The following is a 16,501-nucleotide window of genomic DNA, read 5'->3' on the forward strand; positions in this document are numbered from 1 at the left end:
CGGAGACAGGGTCGATGAGTGACGAGGAAGAACAAGAGAAGCAGCGTAAGTCTCCTGCTGAGAATTGGGAACACGAGTTCGGTATTTCTCCTGAAAATATTGATGATCTCATTTCCCTAGCTGATTTATTCATAAAACAGAAAAAACCAGAGGAGGCAGAAAAAGTCTATGAGCATATTCTTCTCTTCGAACCCGATAATTCTCAAGCGAAAAATGCGCTTGAGGAGTTAAGAAGTGAAAGTGTTCCTAGGTGGCACTTTACTATGTTGGCGGATACCAACAGGAACGATGCATTCGAGAAGGCGATAAAAAAGCACACAAACAGAAAGACAAGAATACTTGACATTGGGACGGGGTCTGGCTTGCTGTCTATGATGGCGGCTCGATGTGGTGCAAAAGAAATAATAGCCTGTGAAGAGCACGAGGGTTTATTTAGAGCAGCAAAGAGAATTGTTGACGCTAATGGGTTTGGAGACAGCATCAAAGTTATCAACAAGCGGTCGAGCCACTTAGAGCAGGGAGAGGATTATAATGAAAAGTTTGATTTAATCATCTGTGAAATTCTGGATTCAGGTGGTTTAGGCGAAGGCGTCTTACCTACATTGAGACAGGCCAAAGAGGAAGTGGCAACCAAGAACGTCAGAATTATTCCTGCCGGAATTTCCCTTAAGGCACAGTTAATTGAAATCCCAAAGCTTCACCAAGTTAACCCTATCAAAAGTATATCGGGTTTTGATCTTTCCATCTTTGATGAGTTCAGGGTTTCGGATACATATACCCCGTTAAATCTTGCAATTCAAGAATACAAACCCCTAAGTGAAGTGTTTGACTTGAGGGCCTATGATTTCAATGATGTCAACGATTATGAGATCGACTTTAACAAACCGGAAATTGATACCCTTGAGCCTAAATGTATTGAAAGTGGTCAACTTCAGGCGGTAGCTTTTTGGTTCGATTTACATATGGATGAAGAAGACACTTATTCATCTGGACCGGGAGGCGAGCTAGACCATTGGCTTCAAGCTATATACTACTTTGAGCAACCAAAAGATGTCACCCAAGGTGATCGCATAAAGATAAATGCGCTCTATAGCGACTGGATGGTAAGGTTTAGGCTTCCTTAGTAAGTAGCGAAGTATTCTTCCAAATCAGTGAGCGTGGAAGCGCTGGTAGCGATGTCTTGTTTGATCAATCCTTTTTCTAGAAGGACAATTCTTTCACAGACTTCCGTCACATGGTTGAGATCATGACTAGAAATCAACATAGTAAGCTGGTGGTTTTCTTTCCAGTCCTTAAGTAAGTTTTTCAACCTAATTTGGGTAGTTGGATCTAGGTTAGCAAAAGGCTCATCTAGTAGAATTACTTCCGGGCTACCCATTAATGCTGCTGCAATCCCCACCTTCTTTTGATTACCCTTAGACAGGTCTCGGATATACTTTTTCTTGCCAACAATCTCGTCATTGAACAAGGCTTCGAACTGGCCTAAAAACTCTTTCATATCACCAGGAGAGTAGTTGTGAAGTGAACCTACAAACTCAAAATACTCATCTGGTGTGAGATAGTCAATTAAGAAAGACTCATCAAGAAATGAACCTGTATAAAACTTCCAATCTTCTGATGATCGAACGTCTACTCCTTTGGAGGTGACAGCTCCTTTAGTGGGCCTTATCAAATCCAGGATCATTCTAAAGAAAGTAGTTTTTCCTGCCCCATTGTTACCCACAAGGCCAAAACTCTCCCCTTTACCAATGGACAGCTCAGGGATATTAACCACTTCAACACCTTTGTATGTCTTCGAAAGCTCTTTAACGTCAATCATAATTGAATTCATTTATTGTGCACGGAAGCCCGCAGCGATTTTGTGTCTGTTTTCAGTGAACGATTTGGTAATATAATCTATCACCTTATTTCTGAGTAGGAAGCCTATCAAGCCGATAAGGGCGACCAGAAGCAAACCGTAAGTCCCATAACCAAAGGCTAATAATGGACCATAGAACAAGTATGGTAAACCCAGCACCGGTATGGCAATAAGAAATTGTGCCGCTCCTACACCTTCATAGTTGAATGCCGCTCCTTTATTGAGGTCAATTTTCTTAGGGTTAAACATAGCGATGCGCATCACGAAAGGAATATTCACACCAATATTAAAGAGATAAGCGGCAAGGTTGAACAAGATGATTTCGACTCCGAAATAGGCATAGCCCAAAGAGGCTACAAAGGCGATAGTGCATGCCGTCACGAACATATAGTATTTCGCCTCGAAGTATTGCCTTAAGTTCATTTTTCGAATTAGAACAAAATCGAAGTAGCCACTTTCCCAACTCAGTAAAAATTGACCGTGGTTGATAAAGAACGCACCTGTTACAAAGATTCCTGCCAGCAGAAAGATGCCACTCATCTCTTCCATGTAGATGTCTTGGGTGTAAAAGATTAATCCATAAAAGAGGAGTAGCCCGCTCATAACCAATGTGTTTCTTGGTCTTTTGTGTCTTATAATCAGCTTAAGTTCTAGGGCGATGAGCTCACCAATTCTCCCAAACCTTTTGAGGAATGCAAAATCTCCCGAGACTCGCGTTTTATTCTTTTTGGTAGAGATTTCTTCCGGATAAGTGTTCTTTGATAGGTAGATATAGTTCAGCCTATAGAAGAGTAACCACAGCGCAACAGGTATTGCTGCAAAAGCTGGCTGTGCTAAAACGGCACCAAACAGCTTATCCGAGATCATTGAAAATGATACAATTTGGAAATAATCCAGAGCTCCGAGGGCTGCAAAGATGATTACCATACCCAACAAAAGGTTGGGCATATCATTGAGTTTCTTTTTGAAAAGAATGCCCAGGAAATGTATGGTAAAGACCATCCCAATGATCATCACTAGCCATAATAAGCCTGTAAGCGCTCCGTATTCCCGACCAACTCTTACAATTGCCGTAGGGGCAAAAAGAAAAATGGCCAAAAGGTTAAATACACTGACCTGACTTTTTCTAAGCATGAAATGCAAAAACTGACTCTTTTTGATAGGTAGATGTAAGTAAGGCTGAATACTTAATACAGGTACATTTTGTAGAAAGAATCGGATCATGAACTCAAAGAAGAAGTAATAGAGCAGCAGACTGTTGATGAGCTCAACAGGGTCCTTACCTGGGACCACTTCCTCTAAGCCAAAGGCTATTCCTACACCGGCCATGATGGCGTAGACCATTAGCATAACCCCTACAAACCCAAGAAAAATGTTGGCTAGTAGATTCTTCGCCCAAATTGGTGACCGGAAACTCTCTTTCCAAGCGTGACTAATAAAGGTTTGAATCATATTTATATCAGTTGAGTGAGGTGTCTAGTGCCAAAATACAATCCAATATTGCGTGTGCTGCTCTGACATAGAATTCTTGATTTACATTCTCGAAATCATCAGTTGGTTTGTGGTAATGTTGATGATCTTCAACACCAAAGTATAGAAACGGAATGCCTTTTTTATGGAATGCTCCATGATCAGATTGACCTGTCCAGTCATCATTACCAAGGTCAGGCGAGTCATGGCCTAGTTTAAGATTCAGAGGTTGAGGGTCAATTTTTTCAATGATGGGTTTCAGGTTAGGATAATGATGCGTTCCTGCTACATAAAGCTCATTTTTATCGTTTATGCTGATCATATCCATGTTGATATTCAACACAATGTTCTCCAAGGGAATACGCTCATCTTCCAGAAAGGCTTTTGCTCCTTGTAAGCCCATTTCTTCACCATCCAGCGCAGCAAAAACCAGCGTGTGGCGAGGCTTGTTCGCTCTAAAATACTCCATCATGGCAAGTAGTGCTGCGACCCCAGAGGCGTTATCATCAGCCCCATTATAAACCACGCTATCGCGTACGCCCAGATGATCGTAATGTGCTGTAATTACAAAAGCAGTTTCTTCGCGTCCTCGGACATAACCAATCACATTCACGCCTTCGATCTCTTCTCCAGCCCTATTCTTAAAGGTGAAAGGATGCAAATAGCCTTTGTTAAGACTTCTTGCTTTAACATCCTTCATTTGACCTACAATAAATCGTCTGGCAGCTTCTGCTCCGGGAGTCCCAGTTCTTCGGCCCTGAGCCGCGTCATGAGAAAGCCTTCTTAGGTCATCCAGCATATATTCAGAGTCGAGACGATCTATCTGAGCTGTGGCAGGCAGGGAAATGATCAGGGCGAGAATAAATAGGGCAATGAAATTTGAATACCTTTGCATCGTTACTAGGGTTGTCGAAAGTTGATGAAATCCTTTTCGGTTGTGGTTTAATTAACTTTCATAAACTTAATCAATACGAAACGAAGTCTTGCGACCATTTATACAGAAGTTAGCGTACTTTTTTGTCTTCATTTGCCTTTGGCATTCTGCCAATAGTCAGTCAGAGACCAATCAAATGCTTGAAAAGCTTCAGCTTAATCAAGCCTTATATCCTCCCGAAAATATTCTAAGTACTAAGTCAATTGTGTTACTTTCTGTGCCTGAGGTCGCTGAACAGAACGAGTGGATGATTTTGGTGGATGAACTGCAGCAATTTTTGGCTGAAGAAGGAATAGATGCTGTAGCGTACATACAAGTAGAGTCACTCTTTTCCATTCCTAACAAGGTTTTAGAGATTCCGACTTATTTGAATCAACGAGAAATTCAGAATGTGATCCTTTTTGCCGCTAAGGATGAAGACTCACCCATATTTATTGCCATGGGCCCCTATAACGGAAAACCTTCCTTTTTTGATAAGAGCAGTGTTTTCTGGACTAGGTCTGCTTCAAAACTGGAAAGTGTGGCCAGCGAATTGAATACCTACTTTAAGACGGGGGCGGTATATCGCGATAACCTATTGGTTAATGAATCACCCGAGTTTTTCTTTCCCGAGGTAAGTTTGGGCATTGTTGCAAAGAGTATTCCTCCAAGGCTGGCAGAATTTAAAGTATCAGTGCAGGCGCTCGATCTCGCGCTTTTTGATCAAATAGGTCCTGCTTCATTTCGATATGAGAATTTCTATGCTCGGGATGAATTCATTCAAGGCATTCGGGATCGTGACTACGCTATTCAAGCATTGGTAACTGATAGTACCAACAATATTTTCTACAAGGATGCGGCAAAGACCAATCAAGCCTTGAGACAGGAAGGTTTTCAGTATGAACTGATGTTTGTTAGTGGAACCGATGACCGTGTTTACGAGTGGTTGCCTTTTCCTGACAGACCGAAACCCACAGGTAGAATCATTCATAAGTTCTACCTCAATGACCTGAGAAATAATAACATTTATGTGGGTAAGGAATGGGATGCTTCCACCGATTGGAGCCAAGCATTGAGCACTTTTTTGGCTCAGATGAATAAGGTTATCCAAGAAAAATCGAACTAATCCCACATATTCTCCACACGTCTAAATTTCTGAGCGCTTCATTCTTGTCCTTCTTATATTTAGGAAAACCAATGAAAAAATGAAGAAGCTAAGTATACTTTTTGCTTGCCTATTTTTTGTGGGCACTAGCGCGATGGCCTTCCAAAACACGGAAGTCGACTACAACGCAGTTTATAAAATCAAAGATGAAGGGTTGAATAATAGTCAGGTGATGGATATCGCCTGGAATTTGACCGATCGAATTGGGCCAAGACTTACAGGGTCTTCTGGCCTTAAGAAAGCCTACGATTGGACTTCAGCAGAAATGAAGGAATGGGGCCTTTCAAATGTTAAGGTTGAAGCATGGGGAGAGTTTGGTCCGGGTTGGGACGTAAAGAAATCGTATCTCGCGATGACTGCTCCTTACTATCAAGCGATTATCGGCATACCGAAAGCATGGACTCCAGGAACCAATGGTCAAATCCAAGCAGAAGTAGTCTACGTCAACATTCAGAATGAAGCTGATTTGACAGAGTATAAAGGTAAGCTGGCGGGTAAAGTGGTTATGCTGCCAACTAGCATTGAGGCACGAACAACTTTTGAAGCTGATGCCAAAAGATGGACCGATGACGAGCTAGAGGGAATGACGTCCTCTAGAGTCAGCAATGCTAATGGAGACTTTACACAAAGAAGAGTCTCTGAGTTCAGAAGAAGAGCTAACCTTAGAAATGCGGCTTATCAGTTATTTAAAGATGAGGGCGTAAAAATGGTACTCAATACGCATAGAGGTGGAGGACAAGGAACTTTCTTCACATCTAATGGTGCCCGAAGAGATCCAAATGCACTTCCTGAAATGGAAATTGCACCGGAACACTATAACAGAATGGTAAGACTAGCCATTAAGGGTGAGCCTGTAATGATTGAAGCAGATACTAAGACGGAGTTTCATCGCAGTGACTTAAAGGGTTATAATGTAATTGCAGAGATTCCGGGATCAGATCCAAACCTTAAAGATGAGGTGGTAATGCTTGGTGCTCACATGGACTCTTGGTTTGCTGGTACAGGTGCAACAGATAATGCAGCAGGTTCGGCTACAATGATGGAGGCTATCAGAATTTTGAAAGAATCTGGTGTACCATTAAAGAGAACAGTTCGTATCGCACTTTGGAGTGGTGAAGAGCAAGGCCTTTACGGTTCTCGAAACTATGTTCAGAACACTTTTATGAAAAATGGAGGTCCAAATAAAGCGCATGAGAAGTTTTCCGCTTACTACAATATGGATAATGGAACTGGTGCTATTCGCGGTATTTATTTACAGCAAAACGAAGCGGTAAGACCAATTTTCGATAGCTGGTTCTCAGTATTTGAAGATATGGGAGCTAATACCGTAACCATTAGAAATACTGGAGGGACGGACCACCAAGCATTTGATGGTATTGGACTACCAGGGTTTCAGTTTATCCAAGACCCAATTGACTATGGTACAAGAACACACCATACCAATATGGATTTGTTCGAAAGACTTCAAGCCGCGGACCTAAGAAAAAATGCTGTGATCATTGCTACTATGGTAATGCAAACGGCCAATATGGATCAAAAAATGCCAAGGAAGCCAAAGGTTTTTGATAACAACTTGAATAGGTCTAGATAGGCCACCTAGAAGAGAATAGAAGCCATTCCGAGTAATCGGGATGGCTTTTTTAATACAATTCTGAATGTAAAAATGGGATAAGCGCCAGTACTACGGCTGGTTCGTAATAGCTTGTTCTATCAATAAGGTCGTTTGTCAAAATGCCGACTGCTCCATTTGCCTGTTTGGAGTTGCTTCGCTTAAAGACCATGTCATCGGCCACACCGAGTTCAATACCTTGTCGGACTAGCTCTTGTACCTTTGGAGGCAGCTGAAAAGTGGCCGTTCTGGCTTGCCCCTGTTGGTCTGAAGAAAGGATAGTAACCCAGGCAAAAGCTTCCATTCCCGCTTCGCTATCTTCAATACCACCTTCTATGCCCACCCAGTAATCGGCTTTTGGAAAATCTATCTTGGCCTGTTTCGTTCTGTTAAGTGCCCCGGTAAAAGTTTCCTTGTCGGACATGGGCTGATCACTAACGCCTGAAGGCACTGATACTCCATCAACTGTCAATTTATGATTGGGAAATACCTTATCGAAGGCCTGTTGGGTGCACTTGATTTTTACAGGGTTTTTAGACCCCACAACGACTTTAATTTCCATTGAGGGCAGCTAGCTTGTCGTCCATTTTAAGGCGTTTGTAAAATACGGCAAGAGCCTCCATAACCTTAGCATCACCTTGTTTTAGCTCCCAAGCCTTCTCCATATATGGCAGTGCTTTTCTGGTCCAGTCATGGCCAATTTCCTCGCTCTCTCTACCTCGAATCTCGTATTCTTCATTGCTCATGAGGTTGATTCGTGTGTAAACCCTATTTGCCTGTTCGTTGATCATTACCGCATAGTTATAGTTTGCAGCAAAGTGTCCTGGGGTTTGGTTTAGAAAGCGTTCGTAGTTAGTGGAGGCCATCTCAAAATAACGTTCCGATCGCTCAGGCTCACCATTGATATATGCGTCCTTAAAAATGATATCGAATAAATCAGCCTGCCTTAATACCAGTCTGGCATCATTCGGATTTCTTTTAATAGCCGTGTTCAAAACTGATTCGGCAGCGTCCAGTCTGTCAAGTCGAATAAGCGTTCTCACCTCTTCAATAACAAAAGGAACATGGTTGGGGTAATCAAATCGGGCATCGCCAACGACCTCTAGTAATTCTTGATCAGAAACCCGAAGGTTCCTTTTTGCGAGAATCAGACCATCATAACCGTCTCTGGGTAAATCATCAATATCCTTGACAGCTGTGTAATTATCTATCGCTAATTGGTATTTACCAGCATATAGTGCGCTTACTGCTGCTGAGATATAGGCTCTAGACTCTGTTGGTTTGGTGATTTTGGCAATTTCGAAAGCCTCGATAGCCCTATCGAAAGCTTGAGCTTGAAAAAGCCTTTGACCTTCGTTGATACCGTAGGCCCATAGTATCTCTATTTGGTTTTTAGCGAGTACATTGAAGTTGCTCGTTCGTACGGATAAGGAAATGGTCTTATTGTAAGCTTCGACTATCGTTTTAATGAAGGCATTTTTGTCCTCTTTGAATTGATTCAGGTTACGATCGTTGGAAAGTAGTATTTCGTGATAGATCCTTGCCTTCATAAACCAAGCCCCAGGATTATCAACCAATGTGCTTTTGTCGAAGGCTTCATCGATAGATGATTTTGCTTCGATGTAGTTCTTATCATTTAAGAAAGTGGAGGCAACAGAAATTAGGTCCTGAGAAATAACCCTCTCAGAAGAAAAGAAAACCAGTATGAATACTACATATTTCAATGATCCAACACAGCGCGCTGAGCAAATTTAAGGCTTTTGCTACTTATAACTACTAAGTCGAGGATAGAATGACTTTTAAATATACAACAGAAAATCATTCTTTTACATACAATTATCTGTCGATCACAGCAAATAAATTGTTATGCAAGTAGCAGTATATACATATATTATGAGCGTGGTCGAAGAAACCATTGGTCATCATGCACGAGGGTTGTTACTTTTAAACAAAGAGGGTGACTGACTAAGTCACCCTCTTTTGATTATTACTTTTTCCAATTCGGAAGAGCACCTGGCAGCAGTGGCAGGCCTACTTGTCTACCAAGTTTCGCATCCATTTGCTCAAACTTAGTGTGTATTGACTTGGCTGCATTTAGTATTGCGGCAAATTCATCCGCAGCGATGCCATAGTTTCTTTCCGAAGTGCCTGTTACGTTGGAAGTAGAGCCGAAGATGTCGAAGATAGCACTCTGAGCCCTGTTGGCAGTACTGTATTCCCCATCAATATCCAATCGGTTTGGTGTTCGATCTCCATTCAACATTTCCCTTACTGTTCTTAACTCGTCTTCTAGCTGTCGCACTTCCGTGAACATTGTGGCAGATTCCTTGGCAGGCAAACCTTTGGCGGCTGCTTTATAGCCCTGAATCTTTGTGTTGAGCTGACCCAGTACACCCTGCGTAGCATTGATAGCATTAACAAGCTTGACAGCCTTCTTTTTAAATGCCGCCATAGTTGCCCAATCGCTGGCAGGAATTGTTCTGTTGTCAAGTTCACTCACCTTAAAGCTCACAGCATCGGTCAAGTCGATGACTTCCCCGGCCACGTTTTTGCTCATTGAGACGGTGTAGTTGCCTGGCACAACATATACATTCGAAGATGGGAGGCTTTGTGTTTGACTGGCTTGCCTGGTATTAACCTGACCAAAGCTCATATAAGTAAGGTCCCACACTACCTCGTTCATTCCTTTACCCATTGGTTTTCTCAACTCACTCACAATATCGCCTGATTGATCTTTGATAGTGAATATTAGAAATGACGGCTGTTCGTCTTGCTCTGTCTTGAAGGCTTCTATGGTAGGGTATGGTATAGGCTCTCCGTTTTTAAAAGCTTCTTTTTCCCTTTTCTGGCGTTCAGCCTTGAGCGTACTTGGACTGTCTTTTAGCCAGTACCTGATGACAGCCCCTGTTTTTGGGTTATTGGCAGTGTAAAACGACTCTCCCTGAAAACCCTTCTCCCTAGAGCCTAAGCTTCCCAGTGGAGTCCACGTATTAAACATGTGGGATTCTTCTATGGCGAAAATATGGGCGTCTTTTTCAGTCGCCTTTTCGGCTAGTTCTCTTAACGGGCTATAGTTATCTAGTATATAAAAGCCTCGTCCGAAAGTGGCAAGTGCTAGGTCATTTTCTCTTTCCTGAATGGCCATATCCCTAACATTGATTGTGGGCAATCCGGCTTTCAAAGGTGTCCAACTAGCACCTCCATTTACCGTCACATGTACGCCATACTCAGTGCCCGCAAATAAGATATTCTGATTCACATGATCTTGCTCTAGTGCATAGACAGCTCCTTCAGGAAGGTTGGAGCTGATGTTTGTCCATGTGAGTCCTTTGTCGTTACTCACGTAAACATAAGGGGTGAAATCACCACTCTTATGATTATTGAAAGCGGCATATACTGTATTCGCATTGTGTTTTGAAGCGATTAAGTCGTAGACATAAGTGTTTTCTGGAACTCCATCAAATCGATTGATCTGTCTCCAAGAGCTTCCATCATCCTCGCTAATACTAATCTGTCCATCATCGGAACCAACATATAAAAGCCCCTTTTGAACCCTTGACTCATCAAGCGATACGGCTGCTCCATATCTTGAAGTAGAACCATTTTTTGCGACTGCATCCATCGGCCAAATTTTGCCCATAATCGGAAGTAAGTTTCTGTCGATATCCTGGTCTAGCTCATCACTAATAACCGTCCAGGAATCACCATGGTCGGTACTTTTGAATAGCTTGTTAGCCGCATAATAAAGCGTCTTATGATCATGTGGGCTTACCATGAGAGGAGCATCCCAATTGAAATTATAGGCTTTCTCTCCTTTTCTTGGTCTAGGTATAATCGTCACACCCTCTCCGCTTTTGCGGTCAAATCGGATCAGACCTCCGTTTTGGTATTGGGCGTATACAATATTGTCATCCACAGGATCAGGAACCGATTCGAAACCGTCACCACCCTGAGTTACAATCCAATCACTACTTACTATTCCATGTTGGCTTACTGTTTGAGAGGGTCCATGAAGACTATAATTGTCCTGTGTACCACCCATTACATTGTAGAAAGGTTTGGCATTGTCAACGGAGACTTTATAGAATTGAGTAACTGGAAGATTAGTGAAGAACTTCCAGGTTTGACCTTGGTCGAAAGACTCGTAAACTCCCCCATCACAACCTTGAAGTAAGTGTTTGTTGTTATTTGGGTCGATCCACATGGCGTGATTGTCCCAATGCTTACTTCGCTCTCCTAGATTGTTAAAGGTTTTACCGCCATCAACCGTCACTTGAGTAAATGTATTTAGCAAATAGACTCGGTCTACATCGACAGGGTCGGCTACAATTTCCTGATAGTAGTTACCGCTAGAAGATGTGCCGCTCATCTTTTGCCAAGAAGCAGCACGATTGGTACTCTTATAAAAACCTCCCTGACCAGGCTTCGCTTCAACAACAGCATAAATCACTTCTGGGTCAACTGGAGAAATCGCCAACCCAATTCTTCCTTTATCTCCACCAGGAAGTCCTTTATTAACTTTTTCCCAATTAGCTCCGGCATCGGTCGATTTGTAAATACCTGATTCAGGGCCACCGCCTAGGTAAGTCCATTGCCTCCTCCTGCGTTGGTGTGCAGTCGCATAAAGGACATCTGGATTTCTTGGGTCCATGTGTATTTCGTTAACTCCTGTATGCTCACTGATTTCCAGCACCTTTTCCCAATTTTCTCCACCATCAATGGTTTTGTAAAGACCTCGATCACCACCAGCGCTCCAAAGAGGACCTGTAGCTGCTACATAAACCACATCTGAATTTCTTGGGTCTACTTTGATCATGCCGATATGTTCGGAGTTGTCGAGGCCCACTTTTTTGAATGAGGCTCCACCGTCAATCGACTTGTAAACACCATCACCATATGATACTGAGCGTTGGTTATTGTTTTCTCCAGTACCTACCCAAATCACATTGTGGTTATTCGGGTCCATGGCGAGCGAGCCTATTGAATAGCTACCATAGTTTTCGAAGATTGGTTTAAAGGTGGTTCCAGCGTTGGTTGTTTTCCAGACACCACCAGCTGCTGCTGCAACATAAAACTCGTTGGAATTATCCGGATTAACAGCAATATCAGCGATTCGACCCGATGTCAATGCTGGCCCAATGCTTCGGAAGGCCATGGTACCTAGAGACACTCCTTTGAGAGGGTCTTCGACCTCAGTTTTTTCGGCCTTCTTGCCTTTTCTTCGTTGTGCTTGAGTATCAAGGTTAATGGCAACCAATAGGAGTGCTGCCAAAATGAGTGGGGAGATATACTTTTTCATGTTTGTTTGTTTGACTTAGGAATATAAATCAATTGGTTTGAATTTCTTATTAGACTTTGATCAAAGGGCAAAAAGAAAGGGCCCGCGTTAACGAGCCCTAGCAAAATGATTGTGTTTGTTACTACCTTCCTTTAGAGTTTATACTCGTAGGTTCCGGTTTTGTTGCGGCATTCTTCACATATTTTTCCAGCCATGTGTCCATTTCCCAAAGCATATGAAGTATAGACTCTTTAGCTCTATATCCATGGCTTTCATCGGGAAGCATAACAAGTCGTGCAGTGCCTCCATGCCCTTTTATGGCATTGTAATATCTTTTACTCTGAATCGGGAATGTACCCGAATTGTTGTCAGCCTCTCCGTGAATGAGTAGTAAAGGTTCGTTAACCTTGTCCGCATGCATAAACGGAGACATATAATTGTACAACTCTGGTGCTTCCCAATAAGTTCGTTGCTCTCGCTGAAAACCAAAAGGAGTCAATGTTCGGTTATAGGCCCCACTTCTTGCAATACCGGCTGCAAAAAGATCAGAGTGTGCCAGTAGGTTGGCCGTCATAAAGGCGCCATAAGAATGCCCTCCGACACCTACTCGATTTCTGTCGCCCACACCCAGTGCTGATACAGCGTCAATGGCTGCCTTTGCATTCATAACCAACTGCTCTCTAAACGTGTCATTCGGCTCATCTTCTCCCTCGCCAATAATCGGGAACTCGGTATTTGCCATAACCGCATAGCCTCTTAGTACCCAAAACAATGGTGAACCAGAACTTACTCTCGTGAATGAATAAGGGGTGCCTCGTACTTGGGCGGCAGTGGCTTTCGATTTATACTCACGAGGGTATGCCCACATGAGAACGGGTAAAGGACCATCTTTTTCTTTGTCATAACCCGATGGCGTGTAAAGCACAGCTGTTAAGTCTATACCATCCTCTCTCTGGTATTTGATGATCTCCTTGTTAACCGCCATCATATCCGGTTGAGGATGAGGAAAGTCGGTTACTTGTTTCATCGTTCCCTTCTTGATGTTTCTCACATAATAGTTAGGAGGCTCATTTTCAGACTCTCGGAGTGTGATGATCCTATCGCCTTTTGAAGAAAGAATATCGATTGGTCTTTCATAGTATGGCGCTTCGGAACGGAATAGTATTTCCTGCTTTTTAGACTTTAGGTTGAATTTGCTCAAGAATGGACGATTCCCTTCAGAAGAGCCACCAATGCTATTCATAAACAGGTTGTCCTTGTCGAACATCATGGTATATGTTCCGTACTTGGTCTTTTTCATCATTGGTCTACCCGGATCATTATAACTATCCGTGGTACTCCGATCAATGATCACCGTACCTGCTTCTCCAGGTTTTGACGGGTTTATTAAAGTCCTTTTGTCCAGTCTCTGAGCCCACCAACCTTCATTTAGTAGTGCCCTAGAATCGTCTCCCCAGGTAATTCCTGAGTAACGCAAACTTGTTGAGGCTAATACTGTAGGAGCAGCGTTGAAAGGGGCATCAGACATGTATACCATATCTCTTTCAGTAATTTCTTTCTTAGGGTCACCACCATCTTGGGCCTCTGCCCAATAGAGTGTTGCAGGCCTATCTGCTCTCCATGTCATACTTCTGGCTCCTAACCTTGTGGCATCGAATCCCTTTGGCCGTACTTCATCAAGGCTGATCTCTGCCATTACTTTTACCAATCGGCCGTTGGTGTCCCAAACCTCATAATTGAACGGAAACCTGGAAGCAGGGACCAAATAAGAAAACGGCTTCTGGATGGTTTGCGTAAGCATATATTTTCCATCAGGCGATAGGTTGAACCTCTTAATAATACTTGGTTTACCAATCTTGGTGGCGTTGCCATTGAGATCTACTTTTCTGAGCTGTACGGTTGTGTAGTACTCGAATAGGTTTTCGTCATGCGAGTTCTTGAGTAAGTCTTGATAAGTTCTCGATGGCGCCTCTGCACCTGAAGTTTCCTGCAAAACGGGGCCTTTTGGGGCACTAGGCTTCTTTGGTGCTTCCCCTCTACCATCCACAACGGTACTAACTATAAGCGTTTGATTGTCAGGCATCCAGTCATAAGCAGAAACATAGGCATTGTTGATCACCGCACCTAAAAGACGCTTTGCGGTTTTGGTTTTTACATCGGCTACCCATAGCTCTATACCCGTGGCTACTGTATGTGTAAATGCTATTTTGCTTTCGTCCATAGACCAACCAACATTACCGAGCTGAGGGTTGCTTGGCATGCCACTAAAGCTAAATTCCTCTCCGGAATCCATGTTTTTCAGTTTTAGGCCAGTCATAAATGTTTGACGACTTCGGCCGTTTGTCGCAGGGTTGATTCGAGTCCCACCAATGCGAAGCTCAGGAGCCGCTACTTCAGCAATGCTTGGGTAACCTGGCCGCTCCATCAAGAGCATCCACTCCCCTTTTGAGTCTATACTTACCGAAGGTGTCGAAGGGGCATCGATCAGTTTGGCAATTACTTCAGGAGGACGTTGGTACCCTTCCTGCGCTTGCGCTGGGGCCATATATAGCCACATGGCGATAAGACAAATACCGCAGAGTTTGAAAATATTGTGCTTGAATTTCATAGCGTTGACTTTAATCAGACTATTGAAATTAACGCTGAGTCTCTCAAAATCAAGGACTAATACACTGAGGCCAAAAAAAGTGGGATGGAAGGTTAATTTAATTGAGCAGCCTCTGTCTCGCTAAGCTTCTCCATATCGACTAATATCTTGCCTTTTTTCGAGTCATTATAGATTGGAGAGAACTTCTTGCCCCATTCAACCTCTTCTGCCACATAACTCATGCGATCATAAACTTGCCTTACATAAGTGTCGTCAAAGGCCTTGAACATGATGATGATTTCCACTTTCTTTTCTTCAAAATCTTTTTGGTTCCAACCAAAGATTGGGCTCTTTTCATCTATAGGATGAACGATAGTCCAACTCATTGAAAAGAAATTGATTTTCTTCCTTTCTAGGTTGACACCTTTAAAGACCCTTCGATTTCCCTGAGGATACCAGTAGGATATCACTACATCTACTTCTGCTTCGATTAACTGATTCTTATTGCCGTTTGCGAACCGAAACATCAAGCCGTTAATACCTTGATAAGGAGCAATGATTGCTTTCTTGCTGTAGATCAAGTTTCTACCAGGTCTAGAAAAGCGAGCGAACATCAAACCCGTGGCTAGCGCAAACCCTAATAAGCCAATGAAAGACTCTATTGCTGCCAAAATACTAGCGGCATTTGAGTTTGGATAAAGCTTTCCAAAACCTACGGTGGTGATACTCTGTGTACTGAAATAGAATGAGTTAATAAAGTGGTCTAAGCCAGGCTTTGCCTCGTGGCCAGCAATACTGTCAATCCCCGAGATATAGTATAAGAGGGCAAATATCAGATTAGCAAAAAAGAAGGCGAGCGTAATTAGCCCTACAAAGTTCCACCACTTCATAGAAATAAGCTCATGGTAGATATCGAGAGATTGCCAAAAATTCAATCCTCCTTTTTCGACATTGAATTCTCCATTTTGAGAGATTAACCGCGTGGTTTTGGTATATGCCTTTTGGCCAAAGCCCAGCTCTTCGCTCTTACCAGATTTCTTCTTTTTGTCAGACATGATTAATCAAAACTACGATTCTTAAATAAAGTTAAAAGACAAAAGAATTACGAAATACTTCGTAGTAAAATTTGGAAGTACGAAATTGTTCGTATATAATTGAAGTACGAAACAAGTCGTAGTTATGAAAGTTCTCTTATTCTTAATCATTTCCTGGTTCCATGTCACCCCTGTTCAAAGTGAAGCACCTAAGGATGCAATGGTCATTTTGAACGCTTGGATTGAAACCCAGAATAAAGGTACGGATGAGGCCATTTCTTCATTTATCAAGACCTATTATGCTCCGGAAGTGTTAAATAAAATGAAGAATTTCGATGACCATCTAAAGTTCTACAGGCAGGTCATTGATGAATTTGGCCCAATTCAAAAAGTGATTTTTGAAGAGATGGAATCGACAGAGACAAAATTGAAAGTACAACTCCTGAAGCAAGGAACTCCATTAGTACCAACCCCTGAACCGGAGGAAATTCTTGTTGTTGAGATAGATTTAGATGCGCAGAACCCAAAGTTCATTGAAAAGGGCTTAGGTATGGGTGCGCTCATCTGTTATATAAAAAGATAAAAGT

General features: G+C 42.6%; 12 protein-coding genes. 4 read left to right on the forward strand and 8 right to left on the reverse strand.

All coding sequences use genetic code 11. From position 1 onward, the window contains the following. The first annotated feature begins 14 nt into the window (after positions 1 to 14). Positions 15 to 1,124: a 50S ribosomal protein L11 methyltransferase gene (locus J4E76_RS10045; protein ID WP_208503737.1), complete on the forward strand. Its 1,110-nt coding sequence runs from the start codon at positions 15 to 17 to the stop codon at positions 1,122 to 1,124. Here J4E76_RS10045 and J4E76_RS10050 read toward each other — a convergent pair. From J4E76_RS10050 to J4E76_RS10060, 3 genes are read right to left on the reverse strand one after another with little or no spacing between them, the layout of a single operon-like run. Continuing rightward, complete coding sequence (locus J4E76_RS10050; protein ID WP_208503739.1) at positions 1,121 to 1,819, reverse strand: ABC transporter ATP-binding protein; 699 nt, start codon at positions 1,817 to 1,819, stop codon at positions 1,121 to 1,123. The genes J4E76_RS10045 and J4E76_RS10050 overlap by 4 nt on opposite strands. 12 nt (positions 1,820 to 1,831) lie before the next feature. Next, positions 1,832 to 3,310: a DUF5687 family protein gene (locus tag J4E76_RS10055; RefSeq protein ID WP_208503741.1), complete on the reverse strand. Its 1,479-nt coding sequence runs from the start codon at positions 3,308 to 3,310 to the stop codon at positions 1,832 to 1,834. A gap of 7 nt (positions 3,311 to 3,317) precedes the next feature. Then, complete coding sequence (locus J4E76_RS10060) at positions 3,318 to 4,223, reverse strand: M20/M25/M40 family metallo-hydrolase (RefSeq protein WP_236017373.1); 906 nt, start codon at positions 4,221 to 4,223, stop codon at positions 3,318 to 3,320. 175 nt (positions 4,224 to 4,398) lie between these two features. Here J4E76_RS10060 and J4E76_RS10065 point away from each other — a divergent pair, with 175 nt between their 5' ends. After that, positions 4,399 to 5,367, forward strand: a complete 969-nt coding sequence (locus J4E76_RS10065; RefSeq protein WP_208503743.1) for a hypothetical protein — start codon at positions 4,399 to 4,401, stop codon at positions 5,365 to 5,367. A 79-nt stretch (positions 5,368 to 5,446) separates the two neighbouring features. Beyond that, positions 5,447 to 6,997 (forward strand): M20/M25/M40 family metallo-hydrolase, encoded by a 1,551-nt coding sequence (locus J4E76_RS10070; protein WP_208503745.1) that lies wholly within the window; start codon positions 5,447 to 5,449, stop codon positions 6,995 to 6,997. 49 nt (positions 6,998 to 7,046) lie between these two features. Here J4E76_RS10070 and yjjX read toward each other — a convergent pair whose 3' ends face one another. From yjjX to J4E76_RS10095, 5 genes are all read right to left on the reverse strand, one after another. Then, the gene (yjjX, locus tag J4E76_RS10075) at positions 7,047 to 7,577 is read right to left on the reverse strand and encodes an inosine/xanthosine triphosphatase (protein WP_208503748.1); all 531 of its coding nucleotides are present in this window, start codon (positions 7,575 to 7,577) and stop codon (positions 7,047 to 7,049) included. Beyond that, positions 7,567 to 8,739, reverse strand: coding sequence for a hypothetical protein (locus J4E76_RS10080; protein ID WP_208503750.1), 1,173 nt, complete (start codon positions 8,737 to 8,739; stop codon positions 7,567 to 7,569). The genes yjjX and J4E76_RS10080 overlap by 11 nt, the downstream gene beginning before the upstream one ends. Positions 8,740 to 9,002: 263 nt before the next feature. Continuing rightward, a complete protein-coding gene (locus tag J4E76_RS10085) occupies positions 9,003 to 12,314 on the reverse strand; it encodes a glycosyl hydrolase (RefSeq protein WP_208503760.1) in 3,312 nt (1,103 codons plus the stop codon). Between the two features lie 121 nt (positions 12,315 to 12,435). After that, positions 12,436 to 14,901, reverse strand: a complete 2,466-nt coding sequence (locus tag J4E76_RS10090) for a prolyl oligopeptidase family serine peptidase (protein ID WP_208503762.1) — start codon at positions 14,899 to 14,901, stop codon at positions 12,436 to 12,438. A gap of 92 nt (positions 14,902 to 14,993) precedes the next feature. Beyond that, complete coding sequence (locus tag J4E76_RS10095) at positions 14,994 to 15,935, reverse strand: ion channel (RefSeq protein WP_208503764.1); 942 nt, start codon at positions 15,933 to 15,935, stop codon at positions 14,994 to 14,996. Positions 15,936 to 16,059: 124 nt separating this feature from the next. Between J4E76_RS10095 and J4E76_RS10100 the strand changes: the two genes are divergently transcribed. Beyond that, on the forward strand, positions 16,060 to 16,497 hold the full coding sequence (locus J4E76_RS10100; RefSeq protein WP_208503766.1) for a hypothetical protein: 438 nt from the start codon (positions 16,060 to 16,062) through the stop codon (positions 16,495 to 16,497). Positions 16,498 to 16,501: the final 4 nt, after the last annotated feature.

This window comes from Roseivirga sp. E12 (assembly GCF_017592825.1).
GTDB lineage: Bacteria > Bacteroidota > Bacteroidia > Cytophagales > Cyclobacteriaceae > Roseivirga.

What these genes read in the sequence shown, in the direction of transcription:
- J4E76_RS10045 (WP_208503737.1), top strand. Translation starts at nt 15, where the DNA reads ATGAGTGACGAGGAAGAACAAGAGAAGCAGCGTAAGTCTCCTGCTGAG.
- J4E76_RS10050 (WP_208503739.1), bottom strand. Translation starts at nt 1,819, where the DNA reads ATGATTGACGTTAAAGAGCTTTCGAAGACATACAAAGGTGTTGAAGTG.
- J4E76_RS10055 (WP_208503741.1), bottom strand. Translation starts at nt 3,310, where the DNA reads ATGATTCAAACCTTTATTAGTCACGCTTGGAAAGAGAGTTTCCGGTCA.
- J4E76_RS10060 (WP_236017373.1), bottom strand. Translation starts at nt 4,223, where the DNA reads ATGCAAAGGTATTCAAATTTCATTGCCCTATTTATTCTCGCCCTGATC.
- J4E76_RS10065 (WP_208503743.1), top strand. Translation starts at nt 4,399, where the DNA reads ATGCTTGAAAAGCTTCAGCTTAATCAAGCCTTATATCCTCCCGAAAAT.
- J4E76_RS10070 (WP_208503745.1), top strand. Translation starts at nt 5,447, where the DNA reads ATGAAGAAGCTAAGTATACTTTTTGCTTGCCTATTTTTTGTGGGCACT.
- yjjX (WP_208503748.1), bottom strand. Translation starts at nt 7,577, where the DNA reads ATGGAAATTAAAGTCGTTGTGGGGTCTAAAAACCCTGTAAAAATCAAG.
- J4E76_RS10085 (WP_208503760.1), bottom strand. Translation starts at nt 12,314, where the DNA reads ATGAAAAAGTATATCTCCCCACTCATTTTGGCAGCACTCCTATTGGTT.
- J4E76_RS10090 (WP_208503762.1), bottom strand. Translation starts at nt 14,901, where the DNA reads ATGAAATTCAAGCACAATATTTTCAAACTCTGCGGTATTTGTCTTATC.
- J4E76_RS10095 (WP_208503764.1), bottom strand. Translation starts at nt 15,935, where the DNA reads ATGTCTGACAAAAAGAAGAAATCTGGTAAGAGCGAAGAGCTGGGCTTT.
- J4E76_RS10100 (WP_208503766.1), top strand. Translation starts at nt 16,060, where the DNA reads ATGAAAGTTCTCTTATTCTTAATCATTTCCTGGTTCCATGTCACCCCT.